General features: G+C 40.8%; 17 protein-coding genes. 7 read left to right on the top strand and 10 right to left on the bottom strand.

What is annotated here, in order from left to right; translation table 11 throughout:
• Positions 1–9: 9 nt before the first annotated feature.
• Genes SFU91_11350 through SFU91_11335 form a run of 4 tightly spaced genes read left to right on the top strand, consistent with a single transcriptional unit; the run spans position 10 to position 3,371 of the window.
• On the top strand, positions 10–711 hold the full coding sequence (locus SFU91_11350; GenBank protein ID MDX2129619.1) for a protein-L-isoaspartate(D-aspartate) O-methyltransferase: 702 nt from the start codon (positions 10–12) through the stop codon (positions 709–711).
• A 9-nt stretch (positions 712–720) separates the two neighbouring features.
• Positions 721–1,368, top strand: coding sequence for a hypothetical protein (locus tag SFU91_11345; protein ID MDX2129618.1), 648 nt, complete (start codon positions 721–723; stop codon positions 1,366–1,368).
• The gene (locus tag SFU91_11340) at positions 1,368–2,279 is read left to right on the top strand and encodes a class I SAM-dependent methyltransferase (protein MDX2129617.1); all 912 of its coding nucleotides are present in this window, start codon (positions 1,368–1,370) and stop codon (positions 2,277–2,279) included. Before SFU91_11345 ends, SFU91_11340 begins: the two co-directional genes overlap by 1 nt.
• A gap of 12 nt (positions 2,280–2,291) precedes the next feature.
• On the top strand, positions 2,292–3,371 hold the full coding sequence (locus SFU91_11335; protein ID MDX2129616.1) for a hypothetical protein: 1,080 nt from the start codon (positions 2,292–2,294) through the stop codon (positions 3,369–3,371).
• Positions 3,372–3,415: 44 nt separating this feature from the next.
• Here SFU91_11335 and murI read toward each other — a convergent pair whose 3' ends face one another.
• A complete protein-coding gene (gene murI / locus SFU91_11330; protein MDX2129615.1) occupies positions 3,416–4,249 on the bottom strand; it encodes a glutamate racemase in 834 nt (277 codons plus the stop codon).
• A 13-nt stretch (positions 4,250–4,262) separates the two neighbouring features.
• Positions 4,263–6,383 (bottom strand): peptidylprolyl isomerase, encoded by a 2,121-nt coding sequence (locus SFU91_11325; protein MDX2129614.1) that lies wholly within the window; start codon positions 6,381–6,383, stop codon positions 4,263–4,265.
• 305 nt (positions 6,384–6,688) lie between these two features.
• Between SFU91_11325 and queA the strand changes: the two genes are divergently transcribed.
• The 3 genes from queA (at position 6,689) to SFU91_11310 (ending at position 10,741) form a co-directional block, all read left to right on the top strand.
• Positions 6,689–7,729 carry a tRNA preQ1(34) S-adenosylmethionine ribosyltransferase-isomerase QueA gene (gene queA, locus SFU91_11320; protein MDX2129613.1) on the top strand — a complete coding sequence of 347 codons (1,041 nt, stop codon included), beginning with the start codon at positions 6,689–6,691 and terminating at the stop codon, positions 7,727–7,729.
• Between the two features lie 71 nt (positions 7,730–7,800).
• Positions 7,801–8,532, top strand: a complete 732-nt coding sequence (ispD, locus tag SFU91_11315) for a 2-C-methyl-D-erythritol 4-phosphate cytidylyltransferase (protein ID MDX2129612.1) — start codon at positions 7,801–7,803, stop codon at positions 8,530–8,532.
• Between the two features lie 22 nt (positions 8,533–8,554).
• Entirely contained in the window at positions 8,555–10,741 is a 2,187-nt protein-coding gene (locus tag SFU91_11310) for a tetratricopeptide repeat-containing sensor histidine kinase (GenBank protein ID MDX2129611.1), read from the top strand.
• Between the two features lie 7 nt (positions 10,742–10,748).
• Here the strand turns inward: SFU91_11310 and SFU91_11305 are convergent, their stop codons facing one another.
• The 8 genes from SFU91_11305 to SFU91_11270 form a co-directional block, all read right to left on the bottom strand.
• On the bottom strand, positions 10,749–11,216 hold the full coding sequence (locus SFU91_11305; GenBank protein ID MDX2129610.1) for a hypothetical protein: 468 nt from the start codon (positions 11,214–11,216) through the stop codon (positions 10,749–10,751).
• Positions 11,217–11,219: 3 nt separating this feature from the next.
• Positions 11,220–12,878 (bottom strand): aldehyde dehydrogenase family protein, encoded by a 1,659-nt coding sequence (locus SFU91_11300; GenBank protein ID MDX2129609.1) that lies wholly within the window; start codon positions 12,876–12,878, stop codon positions 11,220–11,222.
• Between the two features lie 14 nt (positions 12,879–12,892).
• Positions 12,893–13,354, bottom strand: coding sequence for a type II 3-dehydroquinate dehydratase (gene aroQ, locus SFU91_11295; protein ID MDX2129608.1), 462 nt, complete (start codon positions 13,352–13,354; stop codon positions 12,893–12,895).
• 12 nt (positions 13,355–13,366) lie between these two features.
• On the bottom strand, positions 13,367–13,789 hold the full coding sequence (locus SFU91_11290; GenBank protein ID MDX2129607.1) for a thioesterase family protein: 423 nt from the start codon (positions 13,787–13,789) through the stop codon (positions 13,367–13,369).
• Positions 13,790–13,792: 3 nt separating this feature from the next.
• Entirely contained in the window at positions 13,793–14,242 is a 450-nt protein-coding gene (locus SFU91_11285) for an ACT domain-containing protein (GenBank protein ID MDX2129606.1), read from the bottom strand.
• 132 nt (positions 14,243–14,374) lie between these two features.
• The gene (locus SFU91_11280; protein ID MDX2129605.1) at positions 14,375–14,548 is read right to left on the bottom strand and encodes a hypothetical protein; all 174 of its coding nucleotides are present in this window, start codon (positions 14,546–14,548) and stop codon (positions 14,375–14,377) included.
• Between the two features lie 100 nt (positions 14,549–14,648).
• On the bottom strand, positions 14,649–17,123 hold the full coding sequence (locus SFU91_11275) for a zinc-dependent metalloprotease (GenBank protein ID MDX2129604.1): 2,475 nt from the start codon (positions 17,121–17,123) through the stop codon (positions 14,649–14,651).
• A gap of 93 nt (positions 17,124–17,216) precedes the next feature.
• Entirely contained in the window at positions 17,217–18,920 is a 1,704-nt protein-coding gene (locus tag SFU91_11270; GenBank protein ID MDX2129603.1) for a transglycosylase SLT domain-containing protein, read from the bottom strand.
• Between the last annotated feature and the right edge of the window lie 7 nt (positions 18,921–18,927).

Here is an 18,927-nt window from a genome sequence, read left to right as displayed (position 1 = left end):
CAATATTCAATTGCTATCTTCGCCGATTCAACAATCAAACCATTTACTGCCATTAATCCACAAGATTTTAAGTATCGCGAAAAGCGTGAAGCGATGGTTGCGACCTTGAAAGAATACGGCATAAAAAATGCCCGTGTGTTAGAGGCCTTTCGAACCGTGAAGCGACATCTTTTCATTGATTCCGGACTTTGGGATAGAGCTTATGAGGATTCTGCTCTTCCGCTTGCTTCACGTCAAACCATCTCTCAACCTTATACTGTTGCCTTTATGACGGAGTTTGTCGCAGATAATTATGCCGCGGGATCCAAAGTTTTAGAAATCGGAACAGGCTCGGGGTATCAAGCCGCAATTTTGGTGGAATTGGGTTATAAAGTTTGGACAATCGAAAGGGTCGAGTTGCTTTTTGAAAATACCGGCTATCTCTTAAAAAAATTAGGAATCTCGATTGAGCGAAAATTGGGTGATGGCACCGTTGGCTGGCCTGAAGCCGCTCCTTTCGACGCGATTTTGGTTACCGCCGGTTCGCCTGATGTTCCACATCCTTTATTAGAACAATTAGCAGAAAACGGTCGGTTGGTTGTTCCAATTGGGAATCAGAAGCAACAGAAGATGAGCGTCTTTCACCGTATCGGTGATACCGTTTCAGAAACCGTTACCCATAGTTTTACCTTTGTTCCACTGATTGGAGAAGCCGGTTGGAAACAGTCTTGATGAATAAAATTGAATTCACCCAAACTTTACTCGGCATTGACTTTGGAAAATGATCAACAGTCTCGCTCACTCTTTCGATTCGCAAGAGTGATATCGGAAAGCACATCTGCCAATCTTGTTTTGTTTGTTTTAGGCACGGTTGAAGGGTTTATTTTCCCAATGCCAATTGATGAAAGCTTAATTGCTCTTTCAGTCATTAACCCAAAGCGTTCTTTTCGGTATATGACAATGGCAGTATTCGGCTCAGTTCTCGGCGGGTTCATTGCCTTTGGAATAGGACATTCAGCTTGGCCTTTTGTTTTGGAAAAAGTTATAGAACCGATTGGTTGGGCTGGCTTAACAGTTGAAACAATTGAAAAATATCAAACCAAAGGGTTTTCAATACTTCTGTTCTCGGGTTTTATGCCGGTTCCCTTTTGCCTTTTTAATTACCTTGCAGGAGCAAGTCTTAATTCACTGAATTGGCTTGATATTGAAAGTTACGCCGTTGCCCTTTGGTTTAGCCGCGTGATAAAATTTTTGCCGATTTCTCTTCTTGTTTATTTTTTTGGGGAGCGAATTTCACCTGCATTAGAAAAATATTTCTCAAAGTTCCTGATTGGGTTTGGCGTGTTGCTTTTTGTGATGTTTGTTATAACGAACTGGATTATATTTTGATGTCCCAATTGCTTGACCAATTCCCGCTTAAACTCTATTCTCCTCTCACAAATTCGCCATTGCATTTATCCAAACGAAGCCTTCAGACCATTGAAATTGAATTTCTTTCGGAGAATCAAGAAGTGTTTCAGGTTTTGGATGGAGTTCCAATACTCTTGCCAAAATCAGAAGAATTAAATCCCCTCCTAAAGCATTACCAAAAAGATGCAGAGGTTTTTGATTACTTTGAAGAGCGAAGCGGGGCGACAGCGCACGACGAAAGGCGAGTTCGTGAATTTATTCTCTCAAAAATTACGACTGCCGATTCCCTTATTGTTGATATTGGTTCCGGGCGTGGATGGGTGGCGGAGTCGCTTTGTTCAAAAGGGAAAACCGTCATCTCTTTAGATGTAACCCCAATCAATATCAAAAAGGCGCTTGAAATATTTCCTCATCCCAACCACTTTGGTCTTGTTGCTGATGCCCACGCCCTTCCTTTTGCCAACAATTCACTTCCCTGTGTTATTCTTTCGGAAGTCATCGAACATATTGCTGAACCCAAACCCTTTATTCAATCAATTCTAAAAAAAATTAAACCCGGCGGTAAACTCATCGTTACCACACCTTACAAAGAAGTTTTGAAGTATTACCTCTGTATTCATTGCAACCAAAAAACACCCGCCAATGGTCATCTCCACTCGTTTTCTGAAAAAAATCTCTTTCCACTTTTTACCTCTCCGGAAGAAACTGATTTTCAAATTTTTATTGACTCAACACGTTTCGGAAATAAGCTGTTAATTTTTTTAAGAACTCATCCTTTACTTGGTTTTTTTCCATTCCCACTTTGGAAGATTTTCGATCGCATCGCAAATGTTATTTTTAATAAACCACTTCACATTGGATTGGTAATTACGAAGCAACCCAAATATTAATTTCACGCATTTATGCATTGCGACTATTGCCATAAGCCCGTTAAAAAGGGGATTGAAGTTTATGAAGGGCATAAAGTTTTTTGCGATAAAATTTGCCGTGCCTCCTATCGAAGTCAAAACGCTTCACCAATTCTCACAAAGGAAATCGAGGATTCTCGGTCACAAAGAGAGCGATTTCGACCGGTTCAAGAAAGTGAGTCTCAATTTTGGCTTCCGATTCAACTCAAGGGTTTCGAAGGAAGAGACTTCCACCTCCGCCCGAAATTCTGGACGAGTGGCCATATTTATTTGGATAATCAACGAATTAAACCCAAACTTAAAAATCTTTTTAAGCTTGAGTATGAATTGTTCGCGAAGGATAACAACGATCAAAAGCGCTCGATTATTATCCGTTACTATCCTTATGATCCGATTCCTTTTTTTATTTGGGAAGGTGAAACCGTAAGGCTTGTACCAAGTTTCAAATGGTATGAGTACATCCCAATTTTCATTCCGGTAGTCTTTGGCAGCTATTTTGGCGCAATGGGGGGAATACTTGGCTTTATGGCTTCAGCGACAAATACGCGTTGGCTTCGAAGTAAATTTCCTTATGGGATGCGTTATTTATTGGGTTTCATTACCATTTTTGCTGCTTTAGGGGCTATGCTTTTCTTCGCCCTTTATTTTACAAAGCTGTTTCAGCCTATTTTGCAAAAAAGCAATATGAAGACTGCCTATGAAAAAGCATACTTAAAGGTAACACCAAAGGATGATGATACACTTCAAATCTTGACCAGCAGAGCTTGGCGTGTAGAATCATTTGTGGATTTTGACGGGAATCCGAACCCTCAATTCATTCAACAATTTGAAGGTGAACTCCGCTTTTTCAATGCTGATAGCCTTTCATTTAGCATCACTTCAATAGGCCTTTTGGATTTTGGAAAGTGGAGCTACAATGCTTCTACAAACACAATTATCAATGAACGACCAAACTTAAAGGAAATTGAAAATCTGAAAATTAGTCGGATTGATAAAAAGGTCTTGATCATACAACTTCCTCAAGGTTTCATTCGGTTCGGTGCTGAAAATGAAATTTTTGACGATGACCCTTGAGCAATAATTGGTCAGGGATTATTGGGAAGAAGTAACGAATCAATTTAAAGTATTTTCACTACTTCGACTTGTGGCGCCTTAACGCCCAAGAATCGCTCGGCAATGAGTGAAAATTTTTGCGGGACATCACTCACCAAAAAGGTTAAATTTGATTGACCCTCAGAGTCCTCTCTCATCAACGGTTTCAATGTTAAAAGCCGTTGAACCTCACTCGCAATGGCTTCGGCGGAGTCGATAATTTCTACCTGCGAAAGATTCTCTCGCATTACTTCAGCAATCGGCCTTTTTAAGATCGGATAGTGAGTACATCCCAAAACGAGGGTATCAATTTTTTTTTCAATCAACTCCGCCAAATAATCTTGAGCGATAAGCTTCGTGGCTTGATGTCCCTCAAAGCCTTCTTCTGCAAGCGGTACAAAAAGAGGACAAGCTTTAGAATATACCTCAATCCGTTTATTCACTCGGTGAATCTCGATCGGATAGGCTTGGGAATTCACTGTCGCTTCTGTTCCAATTACCCCAATTTTCCCGTTTTGGGTCTTTTCAGAGGCGAGCTTCGCTCCTGCTTCAATCACTCCAATTAAAGGAATCTCAAGCCCGGCGGCCGCGCGCGCTTCATGCAAAGCAAGTGCTGATACCGTATTGCAGGCCACCACAATCAGCTTTGGGTGATATTTCAACAATACCCTTACATCTTCTTCGGCATATCGCTTGACTGTCGATTCTGACTTCGAGCCATAAGGCACGCGAGCGGTATCGCCGAAATAGACAAGGTTTTCATTGGGAAGGTGTTCCTTAATTTTTCGTAATACAGTCAAACCGCCAACACCTGAATCGAAAATACCAATCGGGGAATTCTTCTCTTGATTGTAGTTCACAAATGCGAAAGGTTTACTTGTTCTTCTTTACTCGAATTGAAACAATTCGATCACCTTGTTCAATTAGATCAAGCACTGGCAATCCTTTTACGATTTTTCCAAAAATTGAATAACGACCATCAAGATGTGGCTGTGGGCTATGCATAAAAAAGAATTGCGAGCCCTCAGTATCCTTCCCTGCCGAGGCCATACCAAGTGTCCCGCGTTCATACGAAAGTGGCGAAAATTCGGAGCGAATGGTATAAGGCGGCCCACCTGTTCCATCGCCTTTTGGGTCACCGCCTTGAACCACAAAATTTGAAACCACGCGGTGAAATAACAACCCATCAAAAAATCGCTCTTCAACCAAATTTAATATTGATGCCACCGTGTAAGGTGCAACCTTCGGAAATAGCTCTGCCTCAATTTCGCCGCGTGTGGTTTTAAGGACAATCACCGGTTTTGATTTCAAAAATACTTCCGAAAGTTTTATCGATGGCTCAGGGTAAGGCTTCAATTGAATCTCGGCGAGTGCTCCGGTTATTTTTTGGTAAGCTTCGCCTGCTTTGCGTCTAACTTGTGGATTTTCGTCATTTAAGTACTGAGCAAGTTTTGGAATTTCATCTTGACCACCAATCAATTCTAAGGTTTTAAAGAACTCAATCAAAGTTTCTGAGTTATCATTTGATTTGAAGAGAGTCATTGCTTTAGCAACGGGCGCAGCGTATTTGACATTTTTCATCTCAGGTATAGAGAGAACTGATAAAATCTCCTGAACCGCGCCGGCATTTTGCGGGTTGGCATTTGAGAATTCGCTTAGCCACGCCAGCATATTGGTTTGAAACACATCGTTGGTCAGCGGTGCATAGCGGCTTGTTTTGGCATTTGAAATCCACGCAGAACCGAATGCTCGAAGTGCTGCAACACCGATATCTTTTTGGGGATGAGTCACGTTTCGTTGTGCCCAAACCACTAATTCGGTCGGCACGCCTTGCGGGGTTTTTATCAAAACATCAATGCCTTGAAAAGCCCCAACGGAAGGTTTTTTTTGCTCCATTAAATCTTTAAGCAACGAAATCGCCCGATCTCGATCAAGCGAAGCCAATGTTTGCAAAGTTGTACGCTGTATATCAACGGAAGGGTCGGAAAGAAGCAGAGCTACGGCATCATAGATTTCAGGGCTTTGAATTTTAGCCGTTTGAAAACTTTCAAGAATCGACTTTTTAACATGATAATTTGCCGTTTTGAGAATAGACGAATATCGATTTGATAGTGTGGAAAGCCCTACCGAATCTATTCTTTTAATAAAAGGCACTAACGCACGAAAGGCATTGACCTGAACACGCCAATCCGAATCGGCAGTTCGCTCAAAGATTGCAATTAGTGAAAGTTGGGTTTGAATTTTCGAAAGTGCGTTCACCGCATACATCCTTGTATTTGGGTTACGAAATCGCGAGGCCACGAAAAGTAAAGACTCTGCCGGTGCTATAAGCGGGTCGGGTGTTCGTGCAAGCGCATACGCCGCAAAATCGAGCTTGGTGGTATCCGTCACAGGTGCCGCTGCTAAAATGCCGCCAATAACTCGTACTGCAACTTCGGAAGAAACACCTCGAATCGCAAAGCGAGCAAAACTTTCGGCTTGGGCTCTAACAAGTTTAATCTGAGACTTAGAAAAACGTAATTGTGAAAGCCATTCTAATTCCTTTTCTCTCCCAACTTTTCCGAGGGCAATGAGAATCGAAGATTTCACATCTTCATCCCTTTCAGCTTGAAACTTAGCTATGATTTCCTTCATACGCCCATCGGTATAGGAATTATCGGATAGCGATTGACCTAAAGCAAAGGCCGCAGCAAGCCTGACTTTCTTAGCCGAGTGTTGTAGCCCTTTCATGATTGCAGCATAGGCCGTGTCCGCTTGAATGCTTCCTAAACCAAGGAAGATCGCTTCATCAAGCTCAGCGTTTTTTCCCAAGAGCTTTTGTAAGGCTAAAGCGTCGCGCTGATCTGTTTTTCTGATGATCTCAAGAAGTGGTGAACTTTTCGAGGTAGCTTTTTCGGTTGGTTGAGCATTGGTTGAAATTGCATTAGTCCACCCTGTGAATAAAATAAAAAATAAGCGCAGTGAACTGCGAAAAAATTGCTGATAAACCCTCATGTTTAGATGATATCAAATCATTATAATCGTTAAGCGGTAAAAATAAGCATGTCAAGGGGAATGTGATAAAAAATGATTTCAATCGTTTTTTCACACACCAAAAAGTCGAAAAGAACTTCAAAAAAAACCAAGTGCAATTGTTTATTGTCCTCTTATCGGTTGCATTCCCAAAAAAAATTTTGTATCTTTGCAACCTTTTTATTATTGAGCGCAAAAACAACCTTTTTTGGGGTGTTCTTCGCTTTATGTGTTTTATATTTTCTAACCTTTAACCGCGCACAGCCATTAATCACCAACTTAATGATATGCGGCTCACGGAATTTCGCTATGTAGTTCCGAAAACGGCAATCGCATTATATCCTAAAGAGCCACGCGAAAAATGCAAATTGATGGTTGCTCATCGCCGTGATAAAACAATTGAAGATTACAAATTCACAGACATCACTGATTTTCTTAAAAAAGGCGATGTAATTGTGTTAAACAATACCAAAGTTTTTCCGGCTCGGCTCTACGGTCATAAGGAAAAAACATCCGCTAAAATTGAAGTCTTTTTACTGCGTGAGTTGAACAAACAAATGGGGCTTTGGGATGTTTTGGTTGAGCCTGCGAGAAAAGTTCGTGTGGGCAATAAAATTTACTTTCCAAATGATCTTGTAGCGGAAGTGGTTGATAACACTACCTCTCGAGGAAGAACTATTCGATTTCTAAACCCGGAGATTGATATTTTCCAATTGGTTGAAAAAATCGGGATGATGCCGATCCCACCTTACCTGAAGCGTGAACCCGACGAAAAAGATAAAGTCCGATACCAAACCGTATTCGCATCTGTACCCGGTGCTGTTGTCGCTCCGGCTGCTGGACTTCATTTCTCGATGGAACTGCTTCAAAAGATTAAAAAGATGGGGGTTGATATTGTTCAAATCACCTTGCATCCGGGCTTGAATACTTTTAAGCCTGTTGAGGTTGAAGATGTCTCGAAACACAAGATGGACTCAGAGTATTACAATGTTCCATTTTCAACAGCCGATCGAATTAACAAATTGAAGCAAAGCCGAAGCGGGCGGGTATTTGCTGTTGGCACAACCGTTTGCCGCGCCTTAGAAGCGAATGCAACCGTTGAGGGTCGTATCCGTTTCGGAGAAGGGTGGACGGATAAATTCATTTTCCCACCTTATGAATTCAAAGTGGTAGATGCATTGATCACCAATTTCCATCAGCCGGAATCAACCTTATTAATGCTAACAAGTGCATTTATGGGGCATGAATTCATGATGAAATCATACAAGACTGCACTGAAAAATAACTACAAGTTCTTCGCTTATGGCGATGCAATGCTGGTGATGTAAGTGTTCTGATTTTTGATTTATTTTGGCGCTTTGAAAGAAGCGCCTTTTTTTTTCACATTAAAATTCAACCGATGGCCAGTTACGCCATTATAGCCGCAGGCGGTTTGGGAACTCGCATGCAATTGAAACCCGGGTTAAGCAAACAGTTCCTGAAAATCAATCGAACTCCCGTCGTGATCCATACCCTTCGAGCTTTTGAAGTATGCCCATTTATTTCTGAAATTGCCGTTGGGATTAGTAACGAAGGTATGAGTTCTCTCAAATCATTTATTAAAAAATATGACCTCAAAAAGGTAACAGTTACGGTTCTTGGAGGTAACGAACGGCAAGATTCAATTAATAACGCCCTTCAAGCGCTGCGCCCAAAACTGAAGGAAAATGACATTATTCATATTCACGACGGTGCGAGACCATTCATACTTCCAAGTGATATCGAGCGAATAAACAACGCCGCTATCAAATCTGGCGCAGCGGTTCCCGCAACAAAACCAAAAGACACCCTTAAAACCATTCAGAAAGAAGGATTATTCTTTTCAGAAACCTTAGACCGTTCAAGGATTCGGCAAGTTCAAACCCCTCAAGCTTTCAGAGCAGAATTGATTTTAGAAGCGCATGAAAAAGCGCAAAGTGAGGGATTTTACGGAACCGATGACGCCACTTTGGTTGAAAAGTATTTCCCCTCAGCATTGATTTCAATTGTTGAAACCGATTACTTTAACATAAAAATCACAACCCCCGAAGACCTAGATTTTGCCCAAGCCATTTACAAACGAAGGCAAAACCATAAAAATCTGTTATTTTGAAAAGATTCAATGATTGCTTTTCTTGAAACAATCATTCGCTGCCGTTTCTATGCATTGTACCTATATCAACTTTCAATTTTGCATCATTGGCAGTTTCCATTTTATTTCCATTAAACAATTTTCCCGCTTTCTTTTCTCTATTGTCTTTATTGCTACATCACTTTTCTCTCAAGAAAATTCTTCACCTGAAATTGCCCTTCCCGATTCACTTTCAAAGCCGTTAAAGCGCTGGTTTCAGGAAGGCATCGCAGATTCCAATTCAATACTCGCACTCAATCGTGCCTCTATTTATTTTGAAAATATTTTACCTGACTCGGCCATATCACTATCAAGGCTTTCCATTGAACTCGCAGAAAAAGTAAAGTTTAAGAAAGGCGAGGCTGAAGCACTTTTTAATCTAGCATATGCAGCCGATAATAAAGGGAATTTTCAGAATGCAATTGAGAATTATCTCAAAGCACTTTCTATTGAATATGAACTTCAAGATACCGCTAAGATTCTTACGACTTACAATCGTCTTGTGTCTTTGTTTGGAGAAAGCGAAAACAGCCAGCTTAGAGAAAAGTATTATCAAGAAGCGATTACTTTAACCCAAAACCCTCTGTACGACGAAATCAAAGCGCGAATACATGTGTCAAAAGCAATTTATACCGACGATTTAACTGAGAAAATTTCACTTTATCGTACTGCTGTAAATATGCTGGAGAAGTTAGATTTTCCAAATCGATTATCACTTTATTATTCTTTTTTAGGGAGAGCATTGGCAAGGAATAAACAATACGAAGAAGGCGAGGTTTTCTTATGGAAGGCGATAAAACTTGCAGAAAAAATTGGTGACAAGCGTAAAATTGCCGATAGTTATTATGGGCTTGCGGAAATGAATGTTGCTGCAACTCGGTTGACCAACGCTGTTTCTTACTTTAAACTTGCTATAAAAAATTATACCGAACTTGGGAAATCGTCAGATAAAACCAACGCTGCTTTTGCCTATCGAGAATTATCAAAGATATCGTTAGGTACTGGTGACTTGGTCAGTGCAATTGATTTTGGAAAAAGCAGCCTTCGATTTACACAAGAAGCCGGAGAAATAGGGCTTCAAACTGAAATTTACGAGTACCTATCTTCCTTATATGAAAAGAAAAAAGATTTCTCAACGGCTTTGGCCTACCATAAACGCTTTGCTGAATTAGCAGATTCGACCAAAATGATGGAATCGAATGAGAAAATTTCCTCTCTTGAACTACGTTTAAGAAATCAACTCAAAGACCGCGAAATTGAATTGCTACGAACCGAAAATGCGCTGAAAGCCTCTGAAGCCGAACAAAATAAACTTTTGCGCAATGCACTGATCGGAATAATTATTCTTACCATTGTTGTTGTGATTTTGATTTACAGACAATTTGTAATCAAAAAGCGATCAGAATTAACACTCTCAGAAAAAAATGCCCAACTCAATGAAGCCGTTGTGTTTGCAGAACGCGAACGCTTGCGTGCTGAAGAGGCGAGTATCATGAAAACAGAGTTTCTGAATATTGCAGCGCATGATTTAAAGAACCCATTACAAACCGTTTTAGGATTTTCAAGTTTAATTGGAGAACACAAATCTGCGAATGAAGATATTAACCGAATGAGCCGAGTTGTTCAGTCATCAACTGTACGTATGATCAGAATCATTGACGAGGTCCTTAACCTTGCCAACATCGAATCCCCAACCTTCGAGCTTTATAAAGTAAACACAGACTTGGGTTTACTCCTTTCACAAGTCATTGAACAGAATCTTCCAAATGCTGAAAAAAAGGGACAAAAATTAAACCTTACGCTTTCAACTTCTTCATTTCAAGGCAATCTCTTTGCAGATATTGATCTCGAGCGTATGCATGAAGTTTTAGATAACCTCATTTCAAATGCAATCAAGTATTCAAACCCTCAAAAATCAATCTGGGTCTCTGCCGAGCGTCTAGAAGGAAAAATCGTTATCAAAGTAAAAGATGAGGGACTTGGGCTTACGGAGGAAGACACGAAAAGGCTTTTCGGAAAATTTTCAAAACTTTCTGCAAGACCAACAGGAGGAGAAAGCTCGACCGGTTTGGGACTTGCGATTGTAAAGCAACTGGTTGAACTTCACGGGGGCAGTATCTTTGCGCAAAGCGACGGGAAGAACAAAGGGAGTACTTTTGTGTTGATCCTCCCCGCCGCACCGATTTCATAATTAGAAGTTAATCTTGTGGAATCGGAATACCCATTTGTGCATAAATATCTTCGATTTGCTTTTTGTTTTTAGCGGCATCTGAATTTGAGGGGTCTAATGCCAATACTTCTCGATATGCTTTCAGAGCAGGTCTGTATTTAATTCTCGGAGGGACCTGTGCTTGAAACATCATATAATCTGCAAATTCCATCAACGAAGAAACCTGTTCTGCCTTTGTTCCCCTCTCCTTTTTTGCTGCAATTTGCGCATAGAAAATCCGCGCTGTCGAATCCTGATCAAGCGCCGCTTGTGTAATAGGGTCAATTCCGGCGGCGTCGTTTACACTTCCTGAAATGGATGCTCCCCCTTCAGTGCCATTTCGTGTGCCCTCATGAACTCCCTTTTGAGTTTCAGTACGATCAATTTTTTTATTGCAAGAGACAAGTGTAAATGCAATGATTAATGCGAAAAACCCACGAAAGAAAATTGATTTCATAAACTACTTCTTTTTGAATTGATTGATTAAGTCATTTATCTCAGCATCAGAGAGAACCGCTGATTTCATAGAATCATTTTTTGCTTTTGATAAATCTTTTGATTCCTGCTTTCCATTTGGCTTTGAGCTTTTATAACCGCTCATCATTGGCGACGCTTTGTTTCCTGCTTTTTCGCGAATTCTTGCTTCGATTTCCGCCATAAACGAGTGCCCTTCTTTGGCAGCAAAATCATAGCGTTTCACTATTGGTTCAGACTCATTTTTCTTTGAAGAAGACTCGCCATCTTGAGGAATAAAATTCCCGTTAGTGTCATTGACAGGGTGAGTTTCGAATGCAACGCGCTTAATATTTAGGAGATGCATCGGGGTAATATTATCAGTAGTAATTGAACCGCCAATGGTTCCGGGACCAAGCGTCATTGCAGGTGGGAGATCGGTGGTGTAACCCACAGCACCAACGGCTGAAACCGTATTGATAAGGATGCGATGCGCCGGTTTGTGTAAAGCAAATTGCTCGATTACCATTGGGTTTTCGGTATGCACGGCAAGTGAATGACCGATTCCACCAAACTCTAAAATCTCGATACTTCTTTTACATCCTGCTTCCCAACCATCTTCCGTGAAAAATGAAAGTACAGGCGAAAGCTTTTCAGAAGAGAGTGGATGTTTTTTTCCGACTCCGCCAATCTCTGCAATCAGAACTGTGGTTTCTGATGGAACCGCTATGCCGGCTCGTTCAGCGATGAATGTTGCGGGCTTGCCCACTACTTCAGGATTAAGACCCTTTGGAAACATATAGCGTTCGAGTCGTTCTCTTTCCTCATTCGATACAAAATAGGCTCCACGTTTTTTTAGTTCCGCAATCACTTTTGATTTTATGGGCAAATCGCACACAATGGATTGCTCTGAGGAACACAGTGTGCCGTTATCAAATGTTTTCCCAAAAAGTATATCGGCGACTGCTTTTGCCACATTGGCTGTTCGTTCAATAAATGCAGGCACATTTCCGGGACCGACACCATAAGCCGGTTTACCGGAAGAATAAGCGGCACGAACCATCGCTGAGCCGCCGGTGGCTAATATGACGCTTGTGATTTCATGCCTGATTAATTCACTTGTTCCTTCTTGGGTAGGTAGAGAGATACAGTTTACCAATCCATCTGGAGCTCCTGCCTCTTTAGCGGCTTGGCTCATAATTTGAGCGGCTTCGAGCGTGCAGCGAATCGAGCGCGGATGGGGAGACGCAACGATTGCATTCCTTGATTTTAGAGCAATGATAGCCTTATACATCATTGTGCTTGTTGGGTTGGTCGTAGGTATCAACGCTGCAACTACACCCATAGGCGTTGCCACTTCCCAAATTTTTTCGTTGTGCGTTTTGCGAATAATACCGCAAGTTTTCATGTCTTTGATGTAGTCATGAAGTCGCTTTGTACCGACAATATTCTTTAATACTTTATGCTCTACTCTACCGAAACCTGTTTCTTCAACGGCCAACTTTGCCAATTTTTCCCGTGCTTCATAACCTCGCTCCGCCATTTTACTCACAATTCTATCCACATCGACTTGTGAAAACTCTTTATAGATTTTTTGCGCCTCTTTCGCCCGAAGGAGTAAGGAACGGGTTTCTTGAATTGATCTTAAGTCAGATGATAATTCCATTGTCATAGAATCACTTAATTGGTTAATCTCGAAGGTTTAGTCACTTTTAAAGCCGCTTTCATAGCGGCCAAAACACCTAAATGATAACTATAGGAACCGAATCCTGAAATAACACCATTCGCAACCGGAGAAATCACTGAATGCGCCCTGAACGATTCCCTTGCAAAAACATTTGAAAGATGTACTTCGATGAGCGGCGCTTTTATTGATGAAATGGCATCTCTCAAAGCAATGCTATAATGCGTCAGTGCTCCGGGATTCAAAATTATGGCATCGACCTTATCTTTATCTACGGCTTCGTATATTTTTTCAATCAATGCTCCTTCATATTCGCTTTGAAAAAAAAGTATGTCCACTTGCGGAAATGAATCACGAAGCGATTTCTCAATATCTAAAAGTGTTTCAGTACCGTAAATTTCCGGCTCGCGATGCCCAAGCCGCCCTAAGTTTGGCCCATTGAGAACAAAAATCTTCATTTGCTTCCTTGCTTAACTTTGAGACCACGTTACAGAATTCAATTTTTCTCGTAACATATCGGGCAACGGCGAAGATGATCCTTTTTCGGTATCCATCATCGCCAATGTGACATCGGCGTCAAAAGCAAGTTGGTTCCCATCGGTCACATTATACCCTTCACTATGAATGGTAAAAGAAGAATTTCCAACTTTTGAAACGGCGGTAGTAACAAGTATCTCATCATCAAGAAGGCAGGGGCGTTTGTAATTGATAGTTACATTAACCACCACAGGCAATTGCTTGATTCTGTAAAACTCTTCAAACGTTACTCCCAAAGAGCGCATAAATTCAACCCTTGAGAATTCCAAATAATTGAGAAAAACAGCATTATTGACATGCCCAAAAAAATCGAGTTCGTAACTGCGAACCCTTAATCGTGTTTCGTGTTTTTTCATTGGTTAGACGCGGTGCATTGCGCGGAAAATATCTTCATGTTGAACAAATACCTGAACACCGATTGCAGCACCTTTTTCGTTTAAGTTTTTTTTGAGTGTCTGAAAGTCTGTCGTTGATTTTGAAATATCAACAAGCATAATGAGAGTGAAAAGATCTTGCATAATTTTTTGAGAGACATCTTGCAAATCACATTGGTATTTAGCGAGTTCGGTGGTTATCACACTCACAATTCCCGGTGAATTTTTGCCAAATGCTGTCACAATCATTCGCCCTGAAGAGGGGTTATGAAATACTGATGATTCTCTTTCAACCGAAAGAGCCACTTGAGGCGCCCCACGTTTATAAGATTCTATCACTTCTGTGACTACCGCAGCAACATTTTCTTTGGTGGCTTTATCCCCAAGCTCTTCAATAGCTAAATCAATTATTTTTCGAAGTTCAACTTCTGACATTTCAATGAGATTATAAATTGATTTTAAGTTACAAAAACTTCTTTCATTCCAAGAGCAACTCTAAGAACGCAAAAATAATCCAAAAAAAAATCCCGCCTTGAGCGGGATTCATAACCGAATTAACACTTGAAATTATTTTGAAGGGGTTGAAGGTTTTGTGATGGAATCAACGACTTTATTGATCGTTTCCCCCGTACCATTGAAAACCTTTTCAACACCTGAAGTAACGGCATCAAGTGAACTATCAACAACAACGCCAATACTGTAAAGAACCTGTGTGATTACTCCGCCTCTGATTTCTGACATAGTTTCATTCATTTTTGTTAGTGAAGACAACAACATCGCTATTTTGGAAACGACCAAAACGGCACTGTATAAAATCCTTCCCTTTGAAATTTCGTTCCAATTAGTTTCTCTCGCTTAAGTGACATCCGAAACCCTCTTGATAATCAAAAATTCCGATAGGCTGACCGGGTGGAATTTGAGGTAAAACCTGTGACCCTGTTTTCAATTCACCTTTTAACGACTGTTCAATCATGAACAGTGCATACTGTTGATGGCTTTCAAACTTTCCATTTCGTTTGTTTTTTTTCGAGATACTCGCCTTAAGACCAAGTAAATGAAATCGAATTTCAGCCTTTACTTGAGTAGAAACCGTTTCATTCGAAAGGATTTTTCCTAAATGAATGATGTAATTGGATTGAATCATTTTTCCGATTTCTGCTTCAAGCCCTTCTTTCAACTCCCTATCCCAGATAAACTTTTGGGTGAGATTCAAAACTTCAAGAAGAGAAGGGTTCTCATTATTTCGAGCATGAAACTGCACGAGTCGTGTCAGCCGCTCTTCATTCAAAAGCAGAGCGAAAACATGATTGACAGATACCTCGGCAGCTGAAACGGGATCGAAGGAGTCGCCGGTTTTTCTTGGGAAATATTCCCTTGTTCGGTTATATCCAAAGGCTTGCGGGGGAAGCAATTTTAAGATTGATTCTGAAATCGTTAATGCTTTTGGTTCAAGAGACAAAAGCAGTGACTCCAAAGCCGCGAGTTGCTCTTTTCTCGGAACAATTTTTAACTCGTGGGAGTCATCGCCTCTTAGCTTAAATGAATAAGATTCACCTGCAATTAATTTTGCACAAGCTTCAACTTGATAACGATGGGCTAAAAAAAGCGGAACAAGCGGTTCTTCAAGTCTGCTGAGCGGTTCACCCATTTGGATTGCAGATTCTGAAAACTGACGAAGAGCAACTTCTCTAACTTGAAGCAATCGTTTTAATTCGTCGGCAGGGTTTGAACCATTATCCCACAAATGTGCTAGCGGGTGTGAACTGGAAAATGGCCTTGCATCTTGGTCGGTGAGGAATAGTTGACCTGCCTTGATTCCCTCCGTTATAATTTTTTTGAGTTCACTTTTTTCATCTTTTGATGATGGAATGGATTCGTATCCATATCGGATTGAAATTTTGTCCCATTCTCCAATCCCAATTGAATAAGCACTATCAAATCGAATTTTCCCATCTTTAAGCGTGATATAAGGGTGCGGATAATCCATTACAGAAGATCTATTTCTTATGCTTGAAAAGTAATTATGAGCCAATCCTAAAGTATGACCGACTTCGTGAGCGGAGAGTTGGCGAAGCCTCGCAAGAGCCATTTGCTTCATTTCAGACGAGATGGTGTTGGAAGTTGAGTAAGGTGATAAAAAAGCCTCAGCAATCAGATAATCTTGTCGAACCCTCAACGAACCTAAGGTTACTTTTCCTTTTAGAATTTCACCGGTACGTGGGTCGGTAATGCTTGCGCCATAAGACCAGCCTCGTGAAGACCGGTGAACCCACTGAATCACGTTATACCGAACATCCATTGGGTCGGCATCGGTAGGGAGTAACTCAACTCGAAATGCATTGATAAATCCTGCGGCTTCAAATGCTTCATTCCACCATCGTGCACCCTCCAACAAGGCACTACGAACTGGTTCAGGTGTTCCGGAATCCAAGTAATAAATAATGGGTTTGAGGGCTTCGCTTTTTGCCTCTGTTGGGTTTTTCTTTTCTAAGCGATGACGCGTGATGAATCTCTTTCGAATTGATTGATCAATTGGTGTCGCAAAATCCATATAAGACATCGGAAAATACCCTGCCCTAGGATCAAACGCTCTTGGTTTATATGCATTTGACGCGTTGATATCTGGGAGTAGAACTAACGAGTGATGCATTCGCACCGTCACATTTTCGGGTGTTGGAACAACTTCTCTGAGATATCCCCCCGGTTCTGAGCCGACAAAAGTTAAAATGGTTTCTACCTCTGTGTTATTTGGAAACGACTTCGTATTTGGCAAGTAAAAAGCCGATTTTGAGATATCGATTTGATATGCGCCTTGTCTTGAACGGCGCATTGCTTGAGCGACCCCGTGTACATCGCGCATAAAAAATTGCGTGGCATCTACAAGAATTCTACCTTTTTCTTCTAAGGCAACTTCGAAACCCCAAATGACTGATTTCGCGAACGATTCCTCAACTGCTTTTAATTCTAAGGAGTCTTTGGTAATTGCACGGTACTCCAAATTCTGTTGAATCAATAACACTTTATTCCCGATTCTTTGAAATCGCACAACAAGTTCGCTTCCCAACTGACCTCGATCTAAGCCCAAGTCATTTGACCCGACACCTACCGGTAAAGATGAATAGTAAAGAATATCTTTTTCAAAATGTTCGATTTCCATCCAAAGTTTTCCTTGCTTTGACTCCCAATACAAATTGAAAAGACCCGGAAGTTTAGTCATTTGCGCAGTCTTCGCGGCAATCGATTCATTCTCTTGTTTCGGTTGGGCATGAAGAAGAATTGCAGTGAAAAAAAGCACGAAGGTTAAAGTACATTTCATTGTTCGCGATGGTTTAGTCATTGAAAATTCATATTGAAATTTCTAAAAATTCAAAAGGGCACTTGTAGTGCCCTTTTGAACAATGAATGATTGTTATCTCAAACTTACTTTTTTGATGACCGAGGGTGAAGTTTTCGTAGTTCTTGTTTTTCGTTTGCGATAACGCCTTGTGCTTCTTCTTTCACGGCTATCGTCAGAGAGATCTTTTGGCGTAACATTTAATGAAGTAAACGTGATTTCGTTTGCAGGAATCATTATTACCGCCCCTTTCTTGATTTTATCAGTCTTGAGCGAATTAAACGACATCAGATATGGAACTGAAACCCCATATTTTTTTGCGATGGTTTTAATGCTTTCTTCACGTTTTGCCTTAAACGGGATATGGTAACTTCGTTCGGTTTCGGGAATGGCGGCAATCATTTCCTTGGCTTCTTTCCCCTTACCGAATGGGACTTTCAGCTTATACCCTTTCAGCGCTGGAGGGGTCATTTTTTTGGTAAGTTCAGGATTAAAAAACTCAAGACTATCGACACTAATTCCGGTAAAAGTTGAAATGACTTCAAAACTCAAGCATGCATTGACTTCAACCTCGTCATACTTCATTGGTTCTGCATAATTCATCGGTTGAAATCCAAAGCGCTCCGGGTTAAGCGCAATAATTGAAGCGGCGATAAAGCGAGGCACATATTCGCGGGTTTCGCGGCGAATATATTTTTTGATTGCCCAAAAGTTTTTTTCTTTTGCACGTTTTATTGCACGATTAATCTTTCCGGGTCCCGCATTGTAAGCAGCAAGCGCGAGATACCAATCGTCATAAATGTTGTAGAGATCGATTAAGTGTTTTGCACTGGCGCGTGTTGATTTTTCAAGATTTCTCCGTTCATCAAACCACTGATTCCCTGAAAGCCCGTAGAGCCTTCCCGTCCCCTTCATAAACTGCCACATTCCGACAGCGCTAGCGCGGCTTTTGGCATGCGGATTTACACCACTTTCAACCAAACTTAAATACAAAAGTTCCTGAGGTGCACCAACTTCCTTGATATATTTTCCGACGGTAGGGAAATAATAGGAGGCTCTTGAGAGGTAGCGTTCAAAGTGCTTTCGATGAACGGTAGAAAAATAAATGATAAACCGTTTTACTTCTGCATTGAGCGTAATGGGGATTTTTGTTTTTGGAAGAAAAATACCTTGAAAAAGTTTTTCATCTACATTTATCTCATTATTGGGTGTCCCGAAAAGCTTTTCGTGGATTGAAAGGACGGGGTTATCGCTATCAAGAAATTCTAATTTTTTTACGCGTTCGTAATAAGATTGAAGTAAGAAATAGGCAACTCTTGAAAATTCAAAATCTTCCTCAACCCCTTCTGTTTCCATCATTTCTGAAATGATGCTAACGGAGAGAATTAAAGAATCTCGAATTGATTGATGAGAATAGGTTGAATTCGAAACAAAATCATAAAGATCTCGCAAGTGTTCTAACCGGTCTGCAAATTGTTCAGCCGAGATTTCTTCATTATCAACAAAAATTTCCTCTTCCGTTTTTGAAGTATCCTTCGCAATAAGTCGTTCAAGTTGACCGGTTACAAATAATGAATCAAAGGCTATATAATCACTATATGGAACCGCAGTTGCCGTGAAACTCGTATCTGGTTTTGTTCCAGTCTTCAATGTTGATTGGGCGAGAAGTGAATCTATAAAACCGACTAAAATCGCTGAAAAAAATACCCCAATAATGAATAGAGAGAACGAATAAAAAAGCTTATTTCTAATTAACAACTGCTTCGCGTTTTGTATCATGAAATAT

The organism is Chloroherpetonaceae bacterium (genome assembly GCA_033763895.1).
Classification (GTDB): Bacteria; Bacteroidota; Chlorobiia; order Chlorobiales; family Thermochlorobacteraceae; genus JANRJQ01.
This window is presented reverse-complemented; position numbering and strand designations above follow the sequence as displayed.

Coding starts and splice junctions, on each gene's coding strand:
- SFU91_11340 (MDX2129617.1), top strand. CDS start 1,368: ATGTCCCAATTGCTTGACCAATTCCCGCTTAAACTCTATTCTCCTCTC.
- SFU91_11335 (MDX2129616.1), top strand. CDS start 2,292: ATGCATTGCGACTATTGCCATAAGCCCGTTAAAAAGGGGATTGAAGTT.
- SFU91_11325 (MDX2129614.1), bottom strand. CDS start 6,383: ATGAGGGTTTATCAGCAATTTTTTCGCAGTTCACTGCGCTTATTTTTT.
- queA (MDX2129613.1), top strand. CDS start 6,689: ATGCGGCTCACGGAATTTCGCTATGTAGTTCCGAAAACGGCAATCGCA.
- ispD (MDX2129612.1), top strand. CDS start 7,801: ATGGCCAGTTACGCCATTATAGCCGCAGGCGGTTTGGGAACTCGCATG.
- SFU91_11305 (MDX2129610.1), bottom strand. CDS start 11,216: ATGAAATCAATTTTCTTTCGTGGGTTTTTCGCATTAATCATTGCATTT.
- SFU91_11300 (MDX2129609.1), bottom strand. CDS start 12,878: ATGGAATTATCATCTGACTTAAGATCAATTCAAGAAACCCGTTCCTTA.
- aroQ (MDX2129608.1), bottom strand. CDS start 13,354: ATGAAGATTTTTGTTCTCAATGGGCCAAACTTAGGGCGGCTTGGGCAT.
- SFU91_11290 (MDX2129607.1), bottom strand. CDS start 13,789: ATGAAAAAACACGAAACACGATTAAGGGTTCGCAGTTACGAACTCGAT.
- SFU91_11285 (MDX2129606.1), bottom strand. CDS start 14,242: ATGTCAGAAGTTGAACTTCGAAAAATAATTGATTTAGCTATTGAAGAG.
- SFU91_11280 (MDX2129605.1), bottom strand. CDS start 14,548: ATGTCAGAAATCAGAGGCGGAGTAATCACACAGGTTCTTTACAGTATT.
- SFU91_11275 (MDX2129604.1), bottom strand. CDS start 17,123: ATGAAATGTACTTTAACCTTCGTGCTTTTTTTCACTGCAATTCTTCTT.
- SFU91_11270 (MDX2129603.1), bottom strand. CDS start 18,920: ATGATACAAAACGCGAAGCAGTTGTTAATTAGAAATAAGCTTTTTTAT.